25 protein-coding genes are annotated in these 23292 nt (G+C 72.3%); 14 read left to right on the top strand and 11 right to left on the bottom strand.

What is annotated here, in order from left to right; all coding sequences use genetic code 11:
• Positions 1 to 157 precede the first annotated feature (157 nt).
• Entirely contained in the window at positions 158 to 526 is a 369-nt protein-coding gene (locus tag ACZ6K0_RS40265) for a zinc ribbon domain-containing protein YjdM (RefSeq protein ID WP_469235977.1), read from the top strand.
• Positions 527 to 590: 64 nt separating this feature from the next.
• Here ACZ6K0_RS40265 and ACZ6K0_RS40260 read toward each other — a convergent pair whose 3' ends face one another.
• Genes ACZ6K0_RS40260 through ACZ6K0_RS40250 form a run of 3 tightly spaced genes read right to left on the bottom strand, consistent with a single transcriptional unit; the run spans position 591 to position 2312 of the window.
• Positions 591 to 1301 carry a class I SAM-dependent methyltransferase gene (locus tag ACZ6K0_RS40260; protein WP_469235979.1) on the bottom strand — a complete coding sequence of 237 codons (711 nt, stop codon included), beginning with the start codon at positions 1299 to 1301 and terminating at the stop codon, positions 591 to 593.
• 34 nt (positions 1302 to 1335) lie between these two features.
• On the bottom strand, positions 1336 to 1857 hold the full coding sequence (locus ACZ6K0_RS40255; protein WP_469235981.1) for a hypothetical protein: 522 nt from the start codon (positions 1855 to 1857) through the stop codon (positions 1336 to 1338).
• 5 nt (positions 1858 to 1862) lie between these two features.
• On the bottom strand, positions 1863 to 2312 hold the full coding sequence (locus ACZ6K0_RS40250) for an ATP-binding protein (protein WP_376408050.1): 450 nt from the start codon (positions 2310 to 2312) through the stop codon (positions 1863 to 1865).
• A gap of 262 nt (positions 2313 to 2574) precedes the next feature.
• Between ACZ6K0_RS40250 and ACZ6K0_RS40245 the strand changes: the two genes are divergently transcribed.
• The 3 genes from ACZ6K0_RS40245 (at position 2575) to ACZ6K0_RS40235 (ending at position 4564) form a co-directional block, all read left to right on the top strand.
• Complete coding sequence (locus ACZ6K0_RS40245) at positions 2575 to 3447, top strand: helix-turn-helix domain-containing protein (RefSeq protein ID WP_376408053.1); 873 nt, start codon at positions 2575 to 2577, stop codon at positions 3445 to 3447.
• The gene (locus ACZ6K0_RS40240; RefSeq protein ID WP_055640502.1) at positions 3448 to 3684 is read left to right on the top strand and encodes a DUF397 domain-containing protein; all 237 of its coding nucleotides are present in this window, start codon (positions 3448 to 3450) and stop codon (positions 3682 to 3684) included.
• A gap of 73 nt (positions 3685 to 3757) precedes the next feature.
• Positions 3758 to 4564 (top strand): SAM-dependent methyltransferase, encoded by an 807-nt coding sequence (locus tag ACZ6K0_RS40235; protein WP_376408056.1) that lies wholly within the window; start codon positions 3758 to 3760, stop codon positions 4562 to 4564.
• Positions 4565 to 4654: 90 nt separating this feature from the next.
• Here ACZ6K0_RS40235 and ACZ6K0_RS40230 read toward each other — a convergent pair whose 3' ends face one another.
• Both ACZ6K0_RS40230 and ACZ6K0_RS40225 read right to left on the bottom strand, forming a co-directional pair.
• Positions 4655 to 6547 (bottom strand): M64 family metallopeptidase, encoded by a 1893-nt coding sequence (locus tag ACZ6K0_RS40230; RefSeq protein WP_469235984.1) that lies wholly within the window; start codon positions 6545 to 6547, stop codon positions 4655 to 4657.
• A gap of 101 nt (positions 6548 to 6648) precedes the next feature.
• Positions 6649 to 7992: a 6-phospho-beta-glucosidase gene (locus ACZ6K0_RS40225; protein ID WP_469235986.1), complete on the bottom strand. Its 1344-nt coding sequence runs from the start codon at positions 7990 to 7992 to the stop codon at positions 6649 to 6651.
• 113 nt (positions 7993 to 8105) lie between these two features.
• Here ACZ6K0_RS40225 and ACZ6K0_RS40220 point away from each other — a divergent pair, with 113 nt between their 5' ends.
• Positions 8106 to 8558 (top strand): YchJ family protein, encoded by a 453-nt coding sequence (locus ACZ6K0_RS40220; RefSeq protein ID WP_376408065.1) that lies wholly within the window; start codon positions 8106 to 8108, stop codon positions 8556 to 8558.
• 141 nt (positions 8559 to 8699) lie between these two features.
• On the opposite strand, the gene ACZ6K0_RS40215 is transcribed toward ACZ6K0_RS40220, so the two are convergent.
• The 3 genes from ACZ6K0_RS40215 to ACZ6K0_RS40205 form a co-directional block, all read right to left on the bottom strand.
• On the bottom strand, positions 8700 to 10802 hold the full coding sequence (locus ACZ6K0_RS40215) for an MDR family MFS transporter (RefSeq protein WP_469235988.1): 2103 nt from the start codon (positions 10800 to 10802) through the stop codon (positions 8700 to 8702).
• A gap of 116 nt (positions 10803 to 10918) precedes the next feature.
• The gene (locus ACZ6K0_RS40210; RefSeq protein ID WP_376408071.1) at positions 10919 to 11170 is read right to left on the bottom strand and encodes a hypothetical protein; all 252 of its coding nucleotides are present in this window, start codon (positions 11168 to 11170) and stop codon (positions 10919 to 10921) included.
• Between the two features lie 373 nt (positions 11171 to 11543).
• A complete protein-coding gene (locus ACZ6K0_RS40205; RefSeq protein WP_469235991.1) occupies positions 11544 to 12602 on the bottom strand; it encodes an ATP-dependent DNA ligase in 1059 nt (352 codons plus the stop codon).
• 53 nt (positions 12603 to 12655) lie between these two features.
• On the opposite strand from ACZ6K0_RS40205, the gene ligD reads away from it, so the two are divergent.
• Together ligD and ACZ6K0_RS40195 are read left to right on the top strand one after the other, a co-directional pair.
• Positions 12656 to 13693 (top strand): non-homologous end-joining DNA ligase, encoded by a 1038-nt coding sequence (gene ligD, locus ACZ6K0_RS40200; protein WP_469235993.1) that lies wholly within the window; start codon positions 12656 to 12658, stop codon positions 13691 to 13693.
• A gap of 160 nt (positions 13694 to 13853) precedes the next feature.
• Positions 13854 to 14723 (top strand): alpha/beta hydrolase, encoded by an 870-nt coding sequence (locus ACZ6K0_RS40195; RefSeq protein ID WP_469235995.1) that lies wholly within the window; start codon positions 13854 to 13856, stop codon positions 14721 to 14723.
• Here the strand turns inward: ACZ6K0_RS40195 and ACZ6K0_RS40190 are convergent, their stop codons facing one another.
• The 3 genes from ACZ6K0_RS40190 to ACZ6K0_RS40180 all read right to left on the bottom strand — a co-directional run bounded on the left by ACZ6K0_RS40190 (position 14724) and on the right by ACZ6K0_RS40180 (position 16843).
• Positions 14724 to 14876 (bottom strand): hypothetical protein, encoded by a 153-nt coding sequence (locus ACZ6K0_RS40190; RefSeq protein WP_469235997.1) that lies wholly within the window; start codon positions 14874 to 14876, stop codon positions 14724 to 14726.
• Between the two features lie 343 nt (positions 14877 to 15219).
• Entirely contained in the window at positions 15220 to 15918 is a 699-nt protein-coding gene (locus tag ACZ6K0_RS40185; RefSeq protein ID WP_376408088.1) for a TetR/AcrR family transcriptional regulator, read from the bottom strand.
• Positions 15919 to 16051: 133 nt separating this feature from the next.
• Entirely contained in the window at positions 16052 to 16843 is a 792-nt protein-coding gene (locus ACZ6K0_RS40180; protein ID WP_376408091.1) for an IclR family transcriptional regulator, read from the bottom strand.
• A gap of 199 nt (positions 16844 to 17042) precedes the next feature.
• On the opposite strand from ACZ6K0_RS40180, the gene ACZ6K0_RS40175 reads away from it, so the two are divergent.
• The 7 genes from ACZ6K0_RS40175 to ACZ6K0_RS40145 all read left to right on the top strand — a co-directional run bounded on the left by ACZ6K0_RS40175 (position 17043) and on the right by ACZ6K0_RS40145 (position 23291).
• Complete coding sequence (locus tag ACZ6K0_RS40175) at positions 17043 to 17156, top strand: putative leader peptide (RefSeq protein ID WP_376408094.1); 114 nt, start codon at positions 17043 to 17045, stop codon at positions 17154 to 17156.
• A 338-nt stretch (positions 17157 to 17494) separates the two neighbouring features.
• On the top strand, positions 17495 to 18526 hold the full coding sequence (locus ACZ6K0_RS40170) for an ABC transporter substrate-binding protein (RefSeq protein ID WP_376408097.1): 1032 nt from the start codon (positions 17495 to 17497) through the stop codon (positions 18524 to 18526).
• 73 nt (positions 18527 to 18599) lie between these two features.
• Positions 18600 to 19601, top strand: a complete 1002-nt coding sequence (locus tag ACZ6K0_RS40165) for an ABC transporter substrate-binding protein (protein WP_376408100.1) — start codon at positions 18600 to 18602, stop codon at positions 19599 to 19601.
• On the top strand, positions 19598 to 20485 hold the full coding sequence (locus ACZ6K0_RS40160) for an ABC transporter permease (RefSeq protein WP_376408102.1): 888 nt from the start codon (positions 19598 to 19600) through the stop codon (positions 20483 to 20485). Before ACZ6K0_RS40165 ends, ACZ6K0_RS40160 begins: the two co-directional genes overlap by 4 nt.
• On the top strand, positions 20482 to 21234 hold the full coding sequence (locus ACZ6K0_RS40155; protein ID WP_376408105.1) for an ABC transporter ATP-binding protein: 753 nt from the start codon (positions 20482 to 20484) through the stop codon (positions 21232 to 21234). The genes ACZ6K0_RS40160 and ACZ6K0_RS40155 overlap by 4 nt, the downstream gene beginning before the upstream one ends.
• 93 nt (positions 21235 to 21327) lie before the next feature.
• Positions 21328 to 22191 carry an ABC transporter substrate-binding protein gene (locus tag ACZ6K0_RS40150; protein WP_376408108.1) on the top strand — a complete coding sequence of 288 codons (864 nt, stop codon included), beginning with the start codon at positions 21328 to 21330 and terminating at the stop codon, positions 22189 to 22191.
• A 5-nt stretch (positions 22192 to 22196) separates the two neighbouring features.
• Positions 22197 to 23291: an LLM class flavin-dependent oxidoreductase gene (locus tag ACZ6K0_RS40145; protein WP_376408111.1), complete on the top strand. Its 1095-nt coding sequence runs from the start codon at positions 22197 to 22199 to the stop codon at positions 23289 to 23291.
• Position 23292 lies beyond the last annotated feature (1 nt).

Raw genomic sequence — 23292 nt, 5'->3', positions numbered from 1 at the left:
TGAGGTGCTAGTGCCCTTTATCGGGCGTGGGGGTTCAAGTCCCCCCTCGGACACCGAAGAGAAGTGCCGGTCGATCTCGTATCGACCGGCACTTCTCGTTTTCCACAGGGCGAGTGGGCGGCCGGGACGGCGGGCGGTTGGCGCCTATCCTGGGGGAGTGATCGAGAACCTTCCTCCCTGTCCCCAGTGCTCCAGCGAGTACACGTACGAGATGAACAACCTGGTGGTCTGCCCGGAGTGCGGCCACGAGTGGGTCCCGGCCGTCGACGGGGCGACGGACGGTGGCGGTACGGACGCGGGCGGCGAGCGCGTGATCAAGGACGCCGTCGGCAACGTGCTCAACGACGGCGACACGGTGACCGTCGTCAAGGCCCTCAAGGTCAAGGGCAACCCCTCCGGCATCAAGGCCGGCACGAAGGTGCGCAACATCCGGCTGGTCGACGGTGTCGACGGCCACGACATCGACTGCCGTATCGACGGCTTCGGTGCCATGCAGCTCAAGTCCAGCGTGGTCAAGAAGGCCTGACCCGAGGGCCTGACGACGGCGACGGCCCGGCACGGCCGGCATGCGGGGGGCCGTCGTGCGTCGGCTAGGGCTTTCGGGCCACCACCAGGCGGCAGTGCGGGCTGCCGTCGCCTCGGTGGCCCAGGGCTTCGAGGGGGGTCAGAGCGACCTCGAAGCCTGTCTCCTCCAGGCGGGTGCGGACGTCCGCGAGGCGGAACGTGCGGTAGTACATGACGAAACGCGGGTGCCACAGCGCGTTCCGGACGCGCATCGCGGCGTCGAAGCCCCACAGTGTCCAGTAGAGGCGCGAGCCGACCTGGGGCGGCGCCGGGAGGGGGAAGGCGAAGGTGCCGCCCGGGCGGAGCGAGGCGTGGACCTGGGCGAAGAGCGTGCGCTGGGCGTCCGGGACGAAGTGGCCGAAGGCGCCGAAGCTGACCGCGAGGTCGAAGACCGGGGCGAACGGCAGGGCCAGGGCGTCCGCGCGGACCAGGGCCGCAGCGGGGTGGGCGCCGCGTGCCCGGGTCAGCATGCCCGTACTGAAGTCGACGCCCGTGATCCGGCCCGCGCACACGGAGCGGAGGACGCCGAGTCCGGCGCCGGTGCCGCAGCAGACGTCGAGCCCCGAGTCGAAGGGGCCGAGCTCCTCCAGGGCGTCGGACACCGCGCTCAGGAGCCGGTCGGAGGTGCGGAACGGGGTCGCGTCGAACTTGTTCGCGAGCAGGTCGTAACCGTGCTCGACCGAGGAGAGGGCCTGGACGGTCAGCTCACGGAGGCTGGGGCCCTGCGGGGTGAACATGGTTCCGAGCCTATGCCGTCACTGCCCGTACGTGTCAGAGCGCACTGCGCACGGGGGGCGCCGGGGGCCTGGACCAGGCCGGGGCGATGCCGGTGAGCTGGCAGACCAGCAGGTACAGGGGGATCGGCGGCGTGTAGGGGGACGTGCCGTCGGGGTGGTGGACGAGTCGCGGGCCGCGGTCCGGGACCTCGGCGCCCGGCGCGTAACAGGCGGGCAGCGGCCAGGTCAGGTCCAGGTCGGAGCCGGCCGGGACGAGCCACCACCACCAGTCGGTGTCGGCGTAGACACAGCCCTTGGCGGGGAGGCGGGAGAGGATCTTGAAGCCGAAGCGGGAGGGGACGCCGACGGCGTCGAAGCCGAGGCCGGTGTGCAGGCCCACGGGGACGGCCAGGCGGGTCGCGCCGAGTTCTGCGGAGTCGAGGGCGCCGGAGCCGGGTGAGGTGGAGCCGAGCGTCCTGCCGTGCGGTCCCCTGGGGTCCGCGGCGCCGCGCTGGCGCGGGACGGTGGGGTTCTCCGGCGGCTTGCGGGCCGAGCGGGGGATCAAGAGGGTGGCCATCGACCTCAGCATGGTTCCCCCATGCCGTGGGCCAGCTCCGCCCAGACGATCTGCGCCGTGCCGTGCCCGGTGCGGTCGGCGCCCCAGGCGGTGCACAGCGCGTCGACTATGAGGAGTCCGCGGCCGCGTTCCTCCTCGCCGCAGTCGCGCATCCGCGGTCCCGCCGCGCCGCCCTCGTCCCGCACCGCTATGCGCAAGGTGTCCTCGCCCTCGCGGAGTTCGCAGATCACCCGGCCGCTCGCGGTGTGGACCACGGCGTTGGTGACGAGCTCGGAGACGACCAGGGCGACGGTGTCACGTATCTCGGGGCCGCAGCCCCAGAGAATGAGCCGCTCCTCCGCGAGCCGGCGGGCCCGCGCGACCGACGCGGTCAGGGCCGGGAGCTCGAAGGCGAAGCGGCGTACGCCGTCGGCGGGGGTGCCGGTATCGGTCCGGGGTTCTGGGCGCTGGGCCATGACTCGAGGGCTCATGAGACCTGAAGGCTGCGCGTTACCAGAAGCCACGACCGGTTCCTCACAACAGTGGGCAGGAGTGCCGTACGGCGCTGCCTCCATGGCGCGGTGGCGCATGACGGCAGCGTGTACTGGTTCACCGGAACACTGTCCTCCTGACTCGGACACTTGGCAAGTGGCACTCTGAAAATTGCAGAGTGCTGTGTTCTCTACGGCCTTGCTTCGTGGCACACTCGTCGAAACAGTGCGTCGGGGAGGTCTGAGAGTGAGCGAGCCGCGGTCCGCCCCCACGGTGGGACAGGTTGTTCTCGGCAGGCGGCTGCAGGATCTGCGCGAGCGGGCCGGCCTGAAGAGGGAAGAGGCGGCCAAGATCCTCCGGGTGGCCCCGGCCACCGTCCGGCGCATGGAGACGGCCGAGGTCGCGCTGAAGGTTCCGTACGTCCAGCTCCTGCTGAAGGAGTACGGGATCACGGAGGCCGAGGCGGAGGGCTTCGTCGCCCTCACGGAGGAGGCCAACCTCCCCGGCTGGTGGCAGCGGTTCCACGACGTGCTGCCCGGCTGGTTCTCCATGTACGTGAGCCTGGAAGGGGCGGCCAGCCTCATCCGGGCCTACGAACCCCAGTTCGTCCCCGGTCTCCTGCAGACCGAGGCCTACGCCCGAGCCATTCTGCGCAGCGGGGCGGTCGGCGGCAGCGATGCCGGCAAGGACGAGGACGCCGAGCGTCATGTAGCCCTACGGATGGAGCGCCAGTCCCTGCTGACGAGGGAGGACGCCCCGAAGTTCTGGGTGATCATGGACGAGACGGTGTTCCGCCGACCGGTCGGTGACGGGCCCGAAGTGATGCGCGACCAGCTCGACCGGCTGCTCGAAGCGTCCGAGTTGCCGAACGTCACCCTGCAGATCGCGGAGTTCGCGTCCGGCCACCACCCCGGCACCTACGGACCGTTCGTCCTCTTCCGCTTCGCCATGCCCGAACTCCCGGACATGGTCTACAGCGAGTACCTGACCGGCGCGGTCTACCTCGACGCGCGCCCCGAGGTGGCATCCCACCTGGAGGTCATGGACCGCATGGCGGCTCAGGCCGCGACTGCACAACGCACGAAGGAGATCCTCCGGGACCTCCGCAAGGAGCTGTGAATGGATCGCATATACAACGGCATGCCCGCCGCTGAGCTCGGTGCCGATGGCTGGCACAAGCCCTGGAGCGGCGGGAACGGGGGCAACTGCGTGGAGGCCATGAAACTGGCCGACGGCAGAGTCGCCGTGCGACAGTCCGCAGACCCTGAAGGACCCGCGCTCATCTACACCCACGGGGAGATCGCCGCTTTCATCCAGGGGGCCAAATCCGGTCAGGCTGACTTTCTGCTCACCTGACCCTTCCGCCCCGCCCGTTCCGTCGCGTAACTCTTGCTGAAGTGCCACCCGTTCGTCCCGACCAGGAGAGCCGATGACCCAGGACCCCGCATCCGTACGGATCGACACCAGCAAGCCGCATCCGGCGCGCATGTACGACTGGTTCCTGGGCGGCAAGGACAACTACCCGGTCGACGAGGCGATGGCGAAGCAGCTGCTCACCGTCGACGCCCGGGGCCGGGACATGGCCCGCGTCAACCGGGCCTTCATGCACCGCGCCATCCGCTGGCTCAGCGCCCACGGCGTCCGCCAGTACCTGGACGTCGGTACGGGCATCCCGACCGAGCCCAACCTGCACCAGATCGCGCAGGGGGCCGCGCCGGAGTCCCGCATCGTCTACTGCGACTACGACCCGATCGTGCTCGCGCACGCGGCCGCGCTGCTGCGCTCGACCCCGGAAGGGGCCACCGAGTACATCCAGGCGGACGCCCGTGACCCCGAGACCATCCTCGAAAGGGCCGGAAAGGTCCTTGATTTCGACCAGCCCATCGCGCTGTCGATGCTCGCCCTGCTGCATTTCGTCGGGGACGAGGACGGTGCCTACGACCTGGTCGCCAAGATCGTCGAGAAGCTCGCGCCGGGCAGCTACCTCGTCCTCTCCCATGTCACCGGGGACTTCGACCCCGAGGGCGCGGCGAAGGCGAGCGCCATGTACAAGGCGCGCGGGCTGACCCTGCGGCCGCGCTCGCGCGACGAGCTGGCCGCGTTCTTCGAGGGCCTGGAGTTCGTCGACCCGGGCGTCTCGCTCACCGCCGAGTGGCACCCGGAGCTGGGCGAGCCCGTCCCGGTCCAGGGCGACGACCCGATCCCGGGGTGGGCCGCCGTGGCCCGCAAGCCCTGACGAGATCCCTGAACAGTGCGGCACGAAGGCCCGCGGACCGAGGTCCGCGGGCCTTCACCTGTGTGCAGCGCCTGATCCGACGGTCGCCGCTTAGGGGGCGACCAGCGTCACCCGGAAGCTCCGCGCCGGGCTCACGTTGCCGGCGGCGTCGATCGTGCGGTACTCGACCGTGTGCGTCCCGTAGTCCGGGGTGGCGTCGTCCCACGGCACCGCCCGGCTCCGGCCCAGTTTCCCGTACACGAGGTCGTCGATGACCGTGCCGCTCGGCGTGAAGCGGAAGGGCGCGTCGGCGTCCGTCGGCCAGCCGTAGTACGTGTACCAGCCGTCGCCGTCGACCCGGAACTGGCTCACGACGGCGCCGTCCCGGTCGTCCCGCGCGGTCAGCCGCATCGTGAACGGGCCGTCGTAGACGTACTCGACGGGGAGCCCGGGGCGCCGCACGGTGCGCAGCGGCGTGGACAGTTCGTACGAGGACGTGGCCGCGCGGGCGTCCACCGTCCAGCTCAACTCCTCGTCCGTGCCCGGGATGCGGGCCGTCAGCGTGTGCGTCCCGGGTGTCATGCGGAGCGAACCCAGGTTCAGGTCACGGTCGTTGCGGGTGGTCGGGTGGACCGGCCGGCCGTCCAGACGCCAGTGCACGGCCGGGGTGCGGTCCGCCGGGTGTGTGGTGTCCGCGTGGACGACCGTCCGCGCGCCGACCGGGTCGCCGATGGGGGTGTGCCCGGTGAACGCGGCGTCCACGGGCGTCCTCCGGGTGGTGAGGGAGGTGTCCACCGTCCAGTCGACCGTGCGGGTGAGCGCCGTCGAGGCGCGGACCGCCGGGTCGCGGACGAAGGGCGTCGGGTCGGTGACCGTCGCCGTGAGCGTGTGCGTGCCGGCGGAGAGGTCCATCCTCCGGAGGTCGACCGTGCGCGCGCCGCGGGTCGTGAGCTCGCGCCCGTCCAGGCGCCAGGTCACGGCGAGTTCACCGCCGACCGGGTGCAGGGTGTCCACCCACACGGTCCGGTCCCCGCCGATCGGCTCGGCGTCGGGTGTGTGGTCCTGGATCAGGTCGACCTTCGCGGAGATGGCGCGGACCATCACCTCGCGCTCCACCTGGTCGAAGGCGTAGCCGAGGGTCTTCATCAGGGAGTGACGACTCGGCCGCCAGACGCCCTTCGTGGTGTACAGGCCGCCCTCGTGGCGGCCGATGACCCCGCCGGACTCGCTCTTCTCGCCGAGCCAGCGCCACCACTTGGCCTGCTGGGACCGCATCTGATCCTCTGTCAGGAGGGTGTGATGGGTGGAGCTCGGCTCGGGGCCGGAGTACGTCCCGCCCGGCACTCCGCGTCCGTAGTAGTCGTACTCGTCCTGGAGGCCGCCGAGCGAATGGCCTATCTCGTGCGGGGTGATGAGGGAGGAGAGCGCGTTGCCTCCGGAGGCCGTGGCGTAACTCCCGCCCGCCCCGCCGTAGGTGGAGCTGTGGGCGAGGGCGACGATCTGCCGGTTGGCGCGACTCGTGCCCGGGACGAGGTCGGCGAGCGCGCCGGCCTTCGCGCTGTCGACGGTGAGCAGCCGCTGCACGCTGCCCGGGTTGCAGCCGCCCCAGAAGCCCATGTCGAGCACGGTGTCGCGCATGGGGGCCGTCAGGCCCGGGTCGCAGTCCACGCCGGACTCGGCCGAAGGGGCCTCCACGGCCCACACGTTGACGTACGAGCGGTACGAGGCGAACGGCTCGATGCTCCACAGCGTGTTCAGATGCCGTTCCAGGTCGGCCCGGAAGGCCGGCATCTCCGCGGCCGTGTAGCCGTCGCCCATGAACACGAGGTTGAACCGGCGGTCCGCGGGGCCGGTCGTCTGGACGGGGACGACGACCGGGCCGCCGGTGGTCGTCGGGGTCTCGGCGGCCGCCGGTCCCGTTCCCACGAGTCCGACGGCCAGCAGACACACCGCGACGAGGCGGGCCAGGCCTCTCCGTGCTCCCTTGCGACGCTGTGAGGTCATGGGGCGCGAGCCTAGGCCGCGCCCCCGATCCCGTAAAGATGTTCGTCAGCCGTACTGTTCCGCGACGGTGCCGTGAACGCTCCGCGTCGGTTGAGTACTGCTCAGTGCCGCAGATAGGCCAGGCCGGCGTGCTCCGCCGTGTAGTTCTCCACGAGCCGCCGGGCCACCGCCACCGAGTCGACCAGCGGATGCAGGGCGAACGCCTTGACCGCCGTCGCCCGTGAGCCGCTCTCCACCGCGGCGAGCACCTCCCGCTCCACCGCCTTCACGGCGGTCACGAGACCGACGGCGTGGTACGGCAGCGGCGCCACCGACACCGGATGGGCGCCGTTCGCGTCCACGAAGCAGGGGACCTCGATCACGGCGTCCGCGTCGAGCACGGCCAGCGTGGAGCCGTTGCGGACGTTGAGGATCAGCGTGGCCCGCTCGTTCCGGGCGACCGCCCGCATGAGGGCGAGCGCCACCTTCTCGTACCCGCCCGACTCCAGGTCCTCCTCGGCGCGCTCGCCGATGCCGGCGGCCTCGCGGTTGGCGGCCATGTAGGTGGCCTCGCGGTCGGCGAGCGTCCGGTGCCAGGTGTCCAGGGCGGGCGTGTCGGGTTTGCCCATCTCCTCGTAGAAACCGGCCTGTTGGTCGCGCAGGTAGGCGCCGCGGGTGCGCTCGGCGGTCCGGTAGGCGTGCACCGCCTCCCGGTTGAAGTAGTAGTAGTGCAGGTACTCGTTGGGGACGGCGCCCAGAGAGCGCAGCCACTCAGGGCCGAAGAGCCGGCCCTCCTCGAAGGAGCCGAGCGCCTCCTCGTCGGCGAGGAGCCGGGGGAGTTCGTCGCGGCCGCCGATCCGCAGACCGCGCAGCCAGCCCAGGTGGTTGAGGCCCACGTAGTCGATCCACGCCTCGTCCGGATGCGCGCCGAGGACGCGGGCGACGCGGCGGCCCAGGCCCACGGGGGAGTCGCAGATGCCGACGACCCGGTCACCGAGGATCCGGGACATGGCCTCCGTCACGAGCCCGGCGGGGTTGGTGAAGTTGATGACCCAGGCGTCGGGGGCGACTGCGGCGACCCTGCGGGCGATGTGCTCCGCGACGGGCACGGTCCGCAGCCCGTACGCGATCCCGCCCGCCCCGACGGTCTCCTGGCCGAGGACCCCCTCGGCGAGCGCGATCCGCTCGTCGGCCGCCCTGCCCGCCAGGCCGCCGACCCGGATCGCGGAGAACACGAAGTCGGCCCCGCGCAGCGCCTCGTCGAGGTCCGTCGTCGCCGTCACGACGGGCGCGTCCGGCACCCCTTCGCCCTGCTCCACGAGGACCTTGGCGATGGCCGAGAGGCGGCCCTCGTCGAGGTCGTACAGCGTGACGTGGGTGACCCGCCCCTCGGCGTGGTCGCCGAGGAGAGCGCCGTACACCAGCGGCACCCGGAATCCGCCGCCTCCGAGAATCGTCAGTTTCATGCCCGTACGCTACTCGGGCGCACGCGCCGGGCAGCGGGTCGACCGGCGGGCGTCCACGGCGGCGTCCACATGCCGGGCGTGGCGTCGGCGTGCCCCTGGGGGAGAATGGCGGCATGTCCCGACGCAAGACCCGCCCCCGTACGTCCCCGGCCCCCGCTGCCCCGGCCGTCACCGCGGACTCCCCCTGCCCCTGCGGCCTCGGCGCCGTGTACGGCGCGTGCTGCGGCCGCTTCCACAGCGGTACGGCGGGCACGGCGCCGACGGCGGAGCTGCTCATGCGCTCCCGCTACAGCGCCTTCGTCGTCCGCGACGAGGCGTACCTGCTGCGGACGTGGGCGCCGGAGACCCGCCCCGGTGAGGTCGACTTCGACCCGGCCCTGCGCTGGACGGGCCTGGAGATCCAGGGGGCCACGGACGGCACCGCCTTCCACCAGCACGGCACCGTCACCTTCGCGGCGACCTACGTCCACGGCGGCGAGCCCGGCGCGATGCGCGAGCGGAGCCGCTTCGCCCGCCACGAGGGCGCCTGGGTGTACGTGGACGGCGACGTCACCGACACCGACTAGGGACGGCGACGCCTCCGCGTGACGGGGACGCCCCCGCCTCACGTACGGCCACCTCACCGCGTCACGGCGACGCCTCCGCCTCACGTACGGCGACGCCTCCGCCTCATGTACGGCGACGCCCCCGCCTCACGTACGGCGGCGTCACCGCGTCACGGATACCGTCCGGTCGTCCCCCGACCGCCCCGCCGGAAGTCCGCTCGCCAGGTCCTCGGCGACGACCCTCTTGGCGATGGCGTCCGTCGCCACCCGCAGCTCGGGACCGCTGGGCCGGCCGCGCTCCTGCTCGATCCGGTCGGAGAGCCAGTCGCCCCAGGCCCGGGTGATCACCCCCGCCTCGCGCTCGCCCGCCGGGGTGTGCGAGAAGAGATTGCCGTCCCGGGTGAGGAAACCCTCGTCGACCATGCGGTCGAAGACCGGCACGAGCACTTCCGGTGGCACCCGCCGTCCGGCCGCGATCAGGCCGAGGCTGGCGTGTCCGACGGTCCGGGTGAAGAGCTCGACCTGCATCACCGCCCAGGCCCCCGCCGTGTCGAGCCGCGTGTCGGACGTGCCGACGATCCGCCGGGCGGTGTCGAGGTCGATACGGCGCAGGATCCGGCCGACGGACAGTTCGAGGAGTTTCGCCGAGTCGCCGGACGTGGTGGGGGAGGCGAAGCCCTCGCCCATGTCGGGGGCGGAGGCCCGCGCCGAGTCGCGCAGCGTCACCTGCTTGAGGAAGAGGGCCACGACGAACCCGATCGCGGCGACCGGCACCGTCCAGAGGAAGACGGTGTGGAGGGTGTCCGCGTAGGCGCGGACGATCGGTTCGGCGACCTCGTCCGGCAGGCCGTGCACCCCGGCCGGGCTCTGCGCGGCCTTCGCCAGGCCGGCCGGGTCGATGCCGAGGCTCCCCGCGATCGCCGCCGCCTCGCCGACCCCCGCCGTCAGGTTGGGCTTGAGGGAGTTGACGTAGATCGTGCCGAAGACGGCCGTGCCGAAGGAGCTGCCGAGCGTACGGAAGAAGGTGACGCCCGAGGTCGCGGTGCCGAGGTCGGCGTACTCGACGGTGTTCTGCACGGCGATGGTCAGGACCTGCATGCACAGGCCGATGCCGACGCCGAGCACGAACATGTAGAGCGACTCCAGCCAGGTGCTGGTCTCCGGGCCCATGAGCGAGAGCAGATAGAGGCCGACGCCCATCACCGCACAGCCGACGATCGGGAAGATCCGGTAGTGGCCCGTCTTGCTGACGACGTTGCCGCTGAAGATCGAGGCGATGAGCAGTCCGACGACCATGGGCAGGGTGCGGATGCCGGAGACGGTGGCCGAGTCCCCGTCGACGTACTGGAGATAGGTCGGCAGGAAGGTCATCGCGCCGAGCATGGCGAAGCCGACGACGAAGCTCAGCACGGAGCAGACGGTGAAGACCGGGTTGGAGAACAGCCTCATGGGCAGCATGGGTTCGGCCGCCCGGGTCTCCACCCAGCAGAACAGGGCGAGGGAGGCGAAGCCGCCGACGAAGAGCCCGATGATGACGCCGGAGGTCCACGCGTACTCGTTGCCGCCCCAACTGGTCGCCAGGATGAGGGCGCTGGAGCCCGCGGCGACGAACGCGATGCCGGCGTAGTCGATGACCGGGCGGCTCGCGGAGCGTACGGAGGGGATCGTGCGGGCGGCGGCGATCACGACCAGGATCGCGATGGGCACGTTGACGTAGAACGCCCAGCGCCAGCTCAGATGGTCGGTGAACAGACCGCCGAGGAGCGGGCCGATGACGGTGGAGACACCGAACACGGCCCCGATCGCGCCCTGGTACTTGCCGCGTTCGCGCAGCGGGATCACATCGGCGATGAGCGCCATCGAGGTGACCATGAGGCCGCCGGCGCCGATGCCCTGGAGGCCGCGCCAGACGATCAGCAGCGTCATGTTCGTGGCGAGTCCGCAGAGGAACGAGCCGGTGATGAAGATGATCGCCGAGATCTGGAAGATCACCTTGCGGCCGAAGAGGTCGCCGAACTTGCCGACGAGGACGGTCGCGACCGTCTCGGCGAGCAGGTAGGCGGTGACCACCCACGACATGTGGGCGGCGCCGCCGAGATCCGAGACGATCGTGGGCAGGGCCGTGCCGACGATCGTCTGGTCGAGGGCGGCGAGGAGGACGCCCAGCATGATCGTGCCGAACACGATGTTGCGGCGGCGTTTGTCGAGCACGGGTGGCTCGGTGGCGGCCGGGGGCGCGGGCACTGCGTCGCTGGTCGTGGTCACCTTCGCAGCGTCACACCGCCTCCGGCCTCATGCATGCGGGGGACGGCCGAACAGGTGTACCCCACCGTCAGGAGCCGGAGGCTTCCGACGGCCCGGGCCGTCAGGGGCCCGGCCTGTCAGGGCATGACGGGCAGCTGGGGATGGTGCTTGGCGAGGATCTTGTTGGCCCGCGCCAGCGCCGCCAGGGCGTGCTCGCGGTCCGCCCGGTCCTCCGCGCAGAGCGGCCCCCGGAACCGGTACACCTCACGCGCCGCGCAGTCCGCGTCGACCTCGGCCTGGAGGACGTGCAGCGGGAGACAGGCGCCGATCAGGGCGGCCACGCTGTCGGGGATCGGGACGGGGACGAGGGGCGACGGCGAGGCGATCACGGGGCAATCCTTGCGGGTCCGGGAAGGGTGCGGGAAGAGCGCGGAGGTCTCTCTCTTCATACGTACCGGATCGCGGTGCCGGTTCCGGACCGGGCGTGTCGCGGTGCGGCGACGACACGGCGGCGCTCAGCCGCGGAGCGCGGCCGGCGGGGGAGCGGGCCGCGCGCGCACTCCGCCCGCGGGCGTCCGCGTTCCCGCAGGTACGGGCTTGATCGGCGGCATCCGCACCGCGCACCGGCTCCGGTCGTCGCTCGATTGTTCGTCGAACAGGTTGCCGATGAGGGCGGGTTGGGGAGGACTGATCATCCGTCGGATGTGAAGCATCTCACTCGCGGTTCCGGCGCCTTCCCTCCACGGCGATTCCGTGCCCGGTCTACGAGAGGATCTCGGCCAAGTCGTACGAGAGGGGCTCGTCCAACTGCCCGTAGCCGCACGACTCCGGCGTCCGGTCCGGGCGCCAGCGCTTGAACTGGGCCGTGTGGCGGAAGCGGTCGCCCTCCATGTGGTCGTACCCGACCTCGCACACCCGCTCCGGCCGCAGCGCCACCCACGAGAGGTCCTTCTTCCCCGACCAGCGGCTCGGCGCACCCGGCAGCCGCGCCCCCGCGTGCGCGGACTCGTCCCCCCACGCCGCCCACGGGTGCCCGTCCGGCGGATCCATGCGCAGCGGCTCCAGCTCCTCGACGAGTTCGGCGCGCCGGGCGGCGGTGAAGGCCGCGCACACGCCGACGTGCTGGAGGACGCCCCCGTCGTCGTACAGACCGAGCAGCAGCGAGCCGACGACCGGTCCGCTCTTGTGGAAGCGGTATCCGGCCACGACCACGTCGGCCGTCCGCTCGTGCTTGATCTTGTACATGAGGCGGGCGTCCGGCCGGTACCGCAGATCGAGCGGCTTGGCGATCACGCCGTCGAGCCCCGCGCCCTCGTACTGCTCGAACCAGCGCGCGGCGACCTCCGCGTCCCGGGTCGCGGGCGCCAGATGGACCGGGGCGTCGACCCCGTCGAGGATCCGCTCCAGGGCCGCCCGTCGCTCGCTCAGCCCCACGTCGAGCAGCGAGTCGTCCCCGAGGGCCAGCAGGTCGAAGGCGACGAACCGCGCCGGAGTGGTCTCCGCCAGCATGCGGACCCGGGAGTCGGCCGGATGGATCCGCTCGCTCAGCCGGTCGAAGTCGAGGTGGCCGTCGTGCTCGATCACGATCTCGCCGTCGACCACGCAGCGCTCCGGCAGCCGGGCCGCGAGCGCCTCGACCAGCTCGGGGAAGTAGCGGGTGAGCGGCTTGCCGGTACGGCTGCCGATGACGAGCTCCGGCCCGTCGCGGTGGACGATCGCCCGGAAGCCGTCCCACTTGGCCTCGTACTGCATGCCGGGCGGAATCCGCTTCACGGACTTGGCGAGCATCGGTTTCACGGGCGGCATCACCGGCAGATCCATGGGGACGATTGTCCGGTATGCGGGACTTGTCGGCGAACCCTAGGCTGACCCGCATGGCAGGCAAGGCAGCAGCGGTGGAACTGGAAGTCGGCGACCGGACCGTGCGGGTCTCGAACCCGGACAAGGTGTACTTCCCCGAGCCCGGCTACACCAAGCTCGACATGGTCACCTACTACCTGACCGTCGGTGACGGCATCACCCGCGCCCTGCGGAACCGGCCCACCACCCTGGAGCGCTACCCCGACGGGGTGACCGGCGAGTCCTTCTTCCAGAAGCGCGCCCCCAAGTACCTGCCCGACTGGATCCCGACCGCCCACATCACCTTCCCCAGCGGCCGGTCGGCCGACGAGATGTGCCCCACCGAGCCGGCCGCCGTGCTCTGGGCCGCCAACCTCGGCGCCGTCACCTTCCACCCCTGGCCGGTACGGCGGGAGGACACCGACCACCCCGACGAGCTCCGCATCGACCTCGACCCGCAGCCCGGCACGGAGTACGCCGACGCCGTCCGAGCCGCCCACGAGCTGCGCTCCGTCCTCGACGAGCACGGGCTGCGCGGCTGGCCGAAGACCTCGGGCGGCCGGGGGCTCCACGTCTTCGTGCCGATCACACCCGACTGGACCTTCACGCAGGTCAGAAGGGCGGCCATCGCCTGCGGCCGGGAGCTGGAGCGACGGATGCCGGAACGGGTGACCATCAAGTGGTGGAAGGAGGAGCGCGGGGAGAAGATCTTCGTCGACTACAACCAGACGGCCCGGGACCGGACCATCGCCTCCGCCTACTCCGTACGCCCGCGTCCGCACGCGCCCGTCTCGGCGCCGCTGCGGTGGGACGAGATCGACGACGCGGTGCCGCGCGACTTCGACATCAGGACGATGCAGGTCCGGTACGCCGAACTCGGCGACATCCACGCCGACATGGACGACGAACGCTTCAGTCTGGAGTCCCTGCTCGAACTGGCCCGGCGGGACGAGGCGGAGCACGGGCTCGGCGACCTGCCGTATCCGCCGGAGTACCCGAAGATGCCGGGCGAGCCGAAGCGGGTCCAGCCGAGCCGCGCGAAGAAGGAGCCGGAGTCGCCCGAAGAGGCGTGAACGTGTGGGCGGGGGCGGTGACGGGGTGCGCTGCGGTGCGACGGGGCGGGCCCGCCCGTTCCGGGTGGGGGCCGGCCCGCCCCGTCGTTCCGACCTTAAAACAACACGAACGGTCGTGCTAACATTTTTCGTGTATCCAGGCCGACCGAGGAGATCCGGCATGTACCCGATGGCCCCGCTCGTACGCACCGTCCTGAACACCGCAGCCCGCGTCACCCCGGAGTCCGCCGGGCGCCTGGCCTTCCACCTCTTCGTCCGCCCGCTCGGCCGGGCGCGGCAGCGGCCCGAGGAGCAGGCGCTCTTCGCCGCCGCCCGCACGGGGCACCTCCGCGTCCGGGGCAAGGACGTCGTCACGTACGCCTGGGGCGACGGGCGCCGGCCGGTCCTGCTCGTGCACGGCTGGTCCTCGCGCGCCTCGCGGCTCACCGCCTTCGCCGAGGCCCTCGTCGAGCGCGGCTACAGCCCCGTCGCCTTCGACGCGCCGGGCCACGGCGAGTCCTCGGGCAGGGCGAGCAACATCATCGAATACCGGGCGATCATCCGGGAGTTGCACGCTGAGCACGGGGACTTCGACGCCGTCGTCGCCCATTCCTTCGGCGTCCTCGCCGCCCACCTGGCCCTCCGGGACGGCGTCCGCGCCGGCCGCCTGGTGGGGCTGGGCGGCGTCTCGTCCTTCACCATGCTGATGGCGGGCTTCCGGGCCGGCCTCGGCGTCGACGAGCTGGTGGTCCGGCGTATGCGTGCGTACGTCGAGCGCCGGGTCGCGCCGGGCGAGCCCGGGATCTGGGACCGGTTCGACGCCGACGGGTCACCCGCCGAACTCGACCTCCCCGTCCTGCTGTTCCACGACGAGGGCGACGACATGGTCCCGGTCGTCCAGGCCCGCCGCCTGGCCCGCGCCCACGGCGACCGGGCCCGGCTCGTCGTCACCCGGGGCCTCGGCCACCGCCGCATCCTGAAGGATCCGGGAGTGGTGGCCGAGGCCGTGGAGTTCGTGACGGCCGGGGCCGTCAGCTCGCCGGTGTCGTGATCACCGCCGGGTCGGCGCCGGCCCGCCGTGCGGGCCGACCTCGAGAGGTGACCGCAGTTTCATGCCCTGCCGGCTCACGCCGGTGGGGGGATCGTCCTCGGGGATACGGGTGGCGAGGAAGTCCGTCCCGGCCCGTTCGAAGCCGTAGGACATGAGGCCGACGACCCTGTTGTCCGAACGACGTCACCCCTGTCGCGTGCCTGTGAAGGTGGTTCAGGCGGGAATTCGGATGCCCGAAGGGCCGGCGATCGAGGAGCCGGAAATCGGGGGGCCGGTGGCCGAGGGCCGGTGATCGGGGGCCGGTGATCGAGGGCCGGCGGTCCAGGTGATGGAACCTACGACCATCCACAGCCGTCCATGCCGGTCCGGCCTGCGGCCTTCACTTCGGACGACGATCGGCCTCCATGCCAACGTACAACGATCCTCAGGCGGCGGCATGTCGCGTGGAGCGGGTCGGAAAGCGGCGAACGCCAGCGGTTTCGGGAGGGGTTACGGCTCAGGCGGACGCGGCGAGCGCCGTGCGGCCCCGGTCCGTGGCCGAGGAGTGCAGCCGGGCCGTGACGCCCCGCTCGGCGCGGCCGTACGCGCGCGTGTCGCCGAGCAGTACGGACTGGGCGTTGGCCGCTTCCATGAGGGCGATCACCTCGAAGGCCAGCTGCTCCACGTCCATGTCCTCGGTGAAGTCCCCCACCGCCCGCGCCTCCGACAGGGTCCGCTCCATGTAGGCGGTCCAGTCGAGGCGGGCGCGGGCCACGGCGTCGTGGACCGGACCCGTACGGGCGTCGAACTCGGCCGAGACCGCGTAGAAGAAGCAGCCGCCCGAGAAGACCCGGTCCGAGGAGTACGTCAGCCAGTTCCGGCACAGCGCGCGCACGCGCGGCGCCCCCGGCGGCACGTCCTTGAGGGGGGTGACGACCTGCTCGGCGAAGACGGCGACGGCGGCCCTGATGGTGGCGAGCTGGAGCTCCTCCTTCGAACCGAAGAGCGCGAAGACGCCGCTCTTGCTCAGCTCCAGCTCGGTCGCGATACGGCCCAGGGACAGGCCTTCGAGCCCCTCGACGGACGCGATGTCCATCGTCCGGCCGAGCACGAGCCGTCGCGTCTGGTTGCCGCGCTCGACGCGTCCGTCCGCCTTGGCGCCGGAGCGGGCGCGCGCGCCGGTCCCCGTGGTGGTGCTTCCCGTGCTGCCGCTCATGCCCCCATCGTACTGAACGCACGACCGTGCGGACATCTCCGTGCGTCCGCGTGCCGCACCCTCGGGGCGGGGCCCCGGGGCGGGACTCCGGGGCCAGGCTCTGGGGCGAGGCTCCGGGGCGAGGCGGGAGACGTCAGGTGCGTTCTGCGGGGTCCCGTCGTTCCGTCGGGGTGAGCAGCAGGACCTCCAGGGCCCTGGCGCACGACCGTGCCTGTGTCACGTACCAGTCGAGCCGTGCGTCGGTGATCAGCTCCGGTGTCGCGCGGACCGCGAGGGCGAACCGCGCGTGCCCCGCCCGTTCCAGGACCGGTACGGCCACGGTCCGCACCCCGTGCGCCGACTCGCCGTCGTTCACGGCGTACCCCGCCTCCCGTACGCGCGTCAACTCGGCTGTCAGCGCGGGAGGTTCGACGATCGTCCGCTCGGTGAACGCGGGCAGCGGCGGCAGGGAGCGGGGGCCGCCCTCGCCTGCGCGGGGCCAGGCGAGCAGGACCTTCCCGAGCGCCGTGGAGTGCAGCGGCCGGCGCAGACCGACCTTCGGCGTCACCGAACCGCCCGCCACGATCACCACGTGCGGTCCGCTCCGCAGCGCCAAGTCGGCCGTCGCGCCCGTCCGTTCGGCCAGATCGGCGAGCTCGGGCGTGGCCAGGTGCAGCCCCCGCTGGTGGTACGAGAGCCGGCCCAGCTCCGTCATCGCCGGGCCGAGCCGGTAGCGGGCGGTCCGGGCGTCCTGCTCCAGGAAGCCCGCTCCGAGCAGGGTCCGCGCCAGCCGGTGCGCCGTGGAGGTGGAGAGCGCGAGCCGGCGTGCGAGGTCGGAGGCGCTCAGATCGGGCCCGTTGTCGTGGAAACAGTGCAGCACGTCCAGTGCGCGGCGGACCGCCTGGGCGCCCGCCGGGGGTCGGGCGATGCCGGCCTCGGTCGTCATAGGGTTCGCTCCCCGTGGGTGATCGGGCTCCCACGCTCCCACATGGCGGGAGCCGAATCGGGTGGAGAACGGGGTCGGAAACACTCTGTTCATACGCAATCCCACATCGTGGGAGTCGAGTTGTGAGAGGCGGAGCTTCCATGGCAGGGTTCCGGCCAACACCACACAGCGGCACCGAGCCGGAGGGAGCAGGCCAGCGATGAACGGACGACGTACCGCCCAGTCCACGCCCGTCGCCTCTCCCGTGGCGCCGTCCCTGACCCGGCGCCGCCACATCGACCTGGCGCGCGTCGCCGCCGCCACCTGTCGCTGAGCCGTTCCGGACTGCGTCGTCCCACGAGCCGTCGTCCCACGAGCCGTCGTTCCGCACGGCGTCTTCCCCTGCGCCGCCGTCCCGCACGCCGCCGTCTCGCACACCGTCCTCCGGTGCGAATCGGTGCGCGGTACGGGCTGGACGCGCACTCGCCGCGCTGACCCCCTCGTCGTCGCGCCTGTCGTACGTGTCGCGGCCCGCCGCGCCGGTGCTCCCGGCCCGCGGGTCGCCCCGCCCCTCTCACCCGTCACGTCACCGAGCGGCCCGCACCCGCGCCGTCGCGACGGCCGCCTTCGCCGGTCGGGCCCCTCCGACCCACCACACCCGGGAATCCCTCCATGACCTCCGCGCCCCCTGCCCGCGTCCCAGACACGCTCTGGTTCACCCGCTGCCCGGTCCCCACCGCCACCGGCGTCGCCGCCGACCGCGGCTGGCTGGCCGGGGAGTTCGCCCCGGACGGGATCGCCGTCCGCTCGCTCCAGGACGCCGAACCCGGCGCCGACCGCGCCACCCACTTCACCCACGCCCTTCCCGGACTCTTCCGCGAGGGCGGCAACGTGCCCGCGCTGTGGGCCCGTTCACGCGGCGAGCGCACCCGGCTCGTCGGCCTCACGTGGATCGAGGAGCGTCAGGTCGTGCTCGTCGCCCCCGGTTCCCCGGTCCGCGGAGCCGCCGCCCTGCGCGGCCTCCGGCTCGCCGTGCCCCGTCACTCCGTGCCGATCGACTTCTGGCGGGCCATGGCCCTGCGCGGCTTCGAGGGCGTCCTCGCCTCCGCGGGGTACGGACTCGCCGACGCCGTCCTCGTCGACGTACCGGCCGACGGGCACTCCGGGCAGTGGGCCGCCGAGCTGGCCGCACTGCGCCGCGGCGACGTCGACGCCGTCTACGTGAAGGGCGCCCTCGCCGTCGAGGCGGCCCGCCGCGCCGGAGCCGAGGTCGCCGTGGAACTCGACGAGCTCCCCGACCCCGCGCACCGCGTCAACAACGGCACCCCGCGCCCCCTCACCGTGCACCAGGACCTGCTCGACGAGCATCCCGAGCTGGTCGCCCGCTTCCTCGCCGTCCTGCTCCGCGCCGCCGACTGGGCCGCCGACGAGCCCGCCGAGGTCGCCCGCATCCTCGGTGCCGAGACCGGCGCGGGCGCCGAGGGCGTCGCAGGCGCCTACCGGCCCGGCACCCACCGCACCCTCCACCCGGACCTGTCGGCCACCCGGCTCGACCTGCTCGCCCGCCAGGAGGAGGCGCTGCGCGCGCACGGCTTCCTGCCCGAGGCCGTGGACGTACGGGCCTGGGCCGACCCGGAGCCGCTGCGCCGCGCCCGTCTCCTCGCCGCGGCCACCGGGCAGCGGTCCCCGCACCCCGTCCCGTAACACCGAGGCGCCGCCGCCTCGCCCGTACCACCCCCACCCCCGCCCCGACCCGCCTCCGAGAAGGACGACCGCCATGCGCCCACTCACCCCGCTCGCCGCCCTGGCCGCCCTCGCCGCCCTCTCCACGGTCACCGCCTGCGGCGGCACGACAGGAGCGGAGTCGTCGAAGGGAGCGAACGGCACCGTCACCGTCCGCATCCCCGATCCCGGCAACGCCGGCGTCCTCGCCCGCGGCAAGAAGGACGGCACCCTCGACAAGGCGCTCGCCGCCGTCGGCGCCAAGGTGGCCTGGACCGGCAGCGCCGGCCCGTTCGCCCCCGCCGCCCAGGCCATGAACGCCGACCAGCTCGACATCGCGACCGGCTCCATCACCTCCGGCATCACCTCCCTCTCCCAGAGCCCCGGCTTCGCCTTCTTCACGGCCACCGACCCCGACCCCGTCGGCGAGGGCATCCTCGTCCGCGAGGGCTCGGACATCACCTCCGTCAAGGACCTCGTCGGCCGCAAGGTCGCCGTCAACAAGGGCGGCACCGGCGAGTACCTGCTGCTCAAGGCCCTGGCCCGGGCAGGAGTCCCCGCCGACAAGGTCGAGCGGGTGTATCTGCGCCCCGACCAGACCGCCGCCGTCTTCAACGCCGGCCAGGTCGACGCCTGGGCCGTCTGGTCCACCTACGCCGTCGCCGAGATCGGCTCCGGCAAGGCGCACTTCGTCGCCGACGGCACCGCGATCGGCTCCGACAACTACAGCCTCAACGCGGTCCGTTCGGAGTTCGCCACGCAGCACCCCGACGTCGTGAAGGCGCTCTACCGCTACCTCCACGAGAACAGCGCCAAGGAGAAGCAGGACCCGTCCGCCTACCTCAACGTCTTCACCGACGCAGGCCCCACGGCCGTCAACGGCAAGGCGAAGGAGGTCCAGATCGGCTTCACCCGCGAGGGAGGCACCGTCGACCCGATCGGCGCCGAGGACATCAAGCGGTTCGAGACCGTCGCACAGTTCTACGCCGACCAGAAGGTCACTCCGAACAAGGTCGACATCGCCGCCCACCTCCTCGACATCGAGAAGCTGTCATGACGAGCGTGACGACCGCAGAGCCCACGGCGCCCACAGAGCCCACGGCACCCACTGCACCCGCTTCGACCGCCGGACTCGTCCCGCCCCGCCCGCCCGTCCGGCGCCCCCGCTCCCGGGCCCGCTCCGTCACCGTCCGCGCCCTCGGCCCCGTCGCCCTCCTCGCCCTGTGGTGGATCTCCTCCGCCACCGGCCTCCTCACCCCCGACGTCCTCGCGTCACCGCCGCAAGTCCTCGACGCCGTAGGGGAGTTGTGGGGCAACGGTCAGCTCCCGGACGCGCTCGCCACCTCCCTCACCCGCTCCGGCATCGGACTCGTCATCGGCCTCGCCGCCGGGCTCACCCTCGGCATCACCACCGGCTTCACCCGGCTCGGCGACGAACTCCTCGACTCCTCCCTCCAGACCCTGCGGACCATCCCCTTCCTCTCCCTCGTCCCGCTCTTCATGGTGTGGTTCGGCATCAACGAGACCGCGAAGATCCTGCTCATCGCCGTCGCCACCACCTTCCCCATGTACGTCTCCACCTCCGGCGGCGTCCGCAACACCGACCGCAAGCTCGTCGAGGCCATGCGCAGCTTCGGCCTCGGCCGCCTCGCGATCGTCCGCCAGGTCGTGCTGCCCGGCGCGCTGCCCTCGCTCCTCGCCGGACTGCGGCTCTCCATGACGCTGAGCGTGATCGCGCTCATCGCCGCCGAGGAGATCAACGCCACCGAAGGCATCGGCTACCTGATGTCCCAGGCCCAGAGCTACGCCCGCACCGACATCCTCGCCGTCTGCATCCTCGTGTACGGACTCCTCGGCCTCACCGCCGACGTCCTCGTCCGCGGACTGGAGCGGATCCTCATGCCCTGGCGCACGGCGGGCCCCGGGGGAGGAACCCGATGACCACGACCACCACCACCAACACGCCCACGCCCACGCCCACGATCACGGGCACGGCGGTACACGTGACAGGCCTGCGACGGGTCTTCGACACCCGCCCCGTCCTCGACGGCCTCGATCTCACCCTCGCGCGCGGCGAGTTCCTCGCCCTGCTCGGAGCGAGCGGCAGCGGCAAGACGACCCTGCTCCGCATCCTCGGCGGCCTCGACGGCGCAGACGGGGGAGAGGCGCTCGTCCCCGCGGCCCGCACGATCGTCTTCCAGGAGCCCCGGCTCATCCCCTCCAAGAAGGTCCTCGCCAATGTGACCGTCGGCCTGCCGCGCGGCGCGGCGACCCGGGCGACCGGCCTGCGGGCCCTCGCCGAGGTCGGCCTCGACCGTCATGCCGACGCCTGGCCGGCCACCCTGTCCGGTGGCGAGGCCCAACGTGTCGCGCTGGCCAGGGCGTTGGTACGCGAGCCCGAACTCCTCCTCCTCGACGAGCCGTTCGCCGCGCTCGACGCGCTGACCCGGCTCCGCATGCAGGACCTGGTCGGTGAGCTGCGCCGGATCCACCGCCCCGCCGTGCTGCTCGTCACCCACGACGTCGACGAGGCCGTGCGCCTCGCCGACCGGGTCGCCGTCCTGCGCGACGGCAGGCTCGTCACCGACGAGCCCGTGACCGTCGCCCAGCCCCGTGACCCGGGCGACCCGGCCTTCGTCGCCCTGCGTCGCCGCCTCCTCGCGGACCTCGGCGTCCACACCTCCCCGTAGCCCGTAGCCCGTAGCCGAACACCCCCACCCTCCCGTCCGCCCAGTCCGCCCAGTCCGCGAAGAACGCGCAGTCCGCCCAGAAGGAGCCCCCGCATGACCGTCACCATCGGTGTCCACCGCAGCAACCCCTCCCTCTACCACCTCTCCCGCCTCGGCTACGCGGAGGAGGAGCTCGCCGCCCTCGGCGAGACGGTGACCTGGCACCCGTACACCGACGGCGTCCGCACCGGGGCCTTCCTGGCCGACGGCACCATCGACTTCGGCGGCACCGGATCCACCCCGCCCGTCACCGCGCAGGCCGCCGGCCACGACATCGTCTACACCGCCGTCTCCGCCCCCCGGCCCGACCACGGCGCCCTCCTCGTCCCCGAGGACAGCCCGGTCCGTACCGTCGCCGACCTCAAGGGCGGCACCGTCCACCTCGCGGTCGGCTCCTGGCAGACGCACCTCGTCGCCAAGGCCCTGGACGACGCCGGGCTCTCGTACGCCACCGACATCACGCCCGTACGCGGCGACTCCGCCAGCGAGGAGAAGCTCCGCTCCGGGGAGATCACCGCCTGGGTCGCGCAGGGCGCCGAGCTCGCCGCCGCGCGCCGCACCGGAGGGCTGCGCACCCTGGTCCGCACCGGCGAGGTCATCACCGACCGGTCCGTCTTCTTCGCCCGCCGTGACCTGGCCGAGCAGCGGCCCGAGCTCGTCGAGGCGCTCACCCGCGCGCTCCGCAGGGCCGACGACTGGGCCGCCGCGCATCCCCGCGAGGCCGCCGAGATCGCCGCCGCCGACCAGGGCGGCACGGTCGACGACTGGGAGACGGCGCTGCGCGCCCTCCCCTGGACGATCGAGGCGGTCACGGAGGAGTTCGTCGCCGAGCAGCAGCAGGCGGCGGACATCTTCCACCGCACCGGATTCATCGACCGTGCGATCACCGTCGCCGACGCCCTGCCCCGGAAGGCCTGATCGCCGTGACCACCCAGACACCCGACGCGGCACCCGAAGTCCTCTGGTACATCATCCCGCGCGAAGGCGCCTACCCTTGGGAACCGGCCGGCCGCCGCCCCGTCGACCTCGGCTACCTCACGCAGCTCGCCGGGACCGTGGAGCGCCTCGGCTACACCGGGGCGCTGCTCGCCACCGATCTCTACGACGTCTGGCCCCTCGGCTCCGCGCTCGCCGCCTCCACGAGCACCCGTTTCAAGCCGCTGCTGGCCGTCCACCCGGGCCTGATCGCCCCGACCCTGCTCGCCAAGATGGCGCTCAGCTTCGACAACCTCTTCGGCGGCCGGCTCCGCTTCAACGTGGTCAACGGTTCCACCTCGTCGCTGCGCGAGTACGGACTCCACGTCGAGCACGACGAGCGCTACGAACTGAGCGCCGAGTACTGGTCGATCGTCAAGCGGCTCACGGCGGGGGAGGTCTTCGACCACAAGGGCCGCTTCTACGACCTCAAGGACGCGGGCGCCTCCTTCCGGGACCTGCGGCCCGTCCAGGAGCCGCACGTCCCGCTGTGGTTCGGCGGATCCTCGGCGCCCGGCATCGAGATGGCCGCCGAGCACGTCGACGTTTATCTCACCTGGGGCGAGCCCCCGCACCTGCTGAAGGAGAAGCTCGACCACGTACGGGCCCGGGCCGCGGCCCACGGCCGGACCCTCCGGATCGGTCTCCGGCTCCACCTCATCGTCCGTGACACCGAGGACGAGGCCTGGGCGGCGGCCGACCGGCTGCTCGACGTCACCAGCGAGGCGACGTACGCCCGGCAGCTCGGCGAGCGGGCGGGCGAGGACGGCGTCGGCTGGCAGCGTCAGTTCCGGCAGCACGGCGGGCGGGTCCCCGCGCGGGCGCGCGAACTGGAGACGCACCCGAACCTCTGGCCGGGCATGGGACTCTTCCGGCCCGGCCCGGGAACGGCGGTCGTCGGCTCCACGGCCCAGGTCGTGGAGCGCCTCCAGGAGTACCGTGAGCTGGGCGTCGACACGTTCATCCTGTCCGGGAACCCGCTCCTGGAGGAGGCGTACCGGGTGGCCGAGACGGTCCTCCCGGCGCTGGGTATCCGCCATTGAT

Source organism: Streptomyces sp. NPDC042346 (genome assembly GCF_055581845.1).
This window is presented reverse-complemented; position numbering and strand designations above follow the sequence as displayed.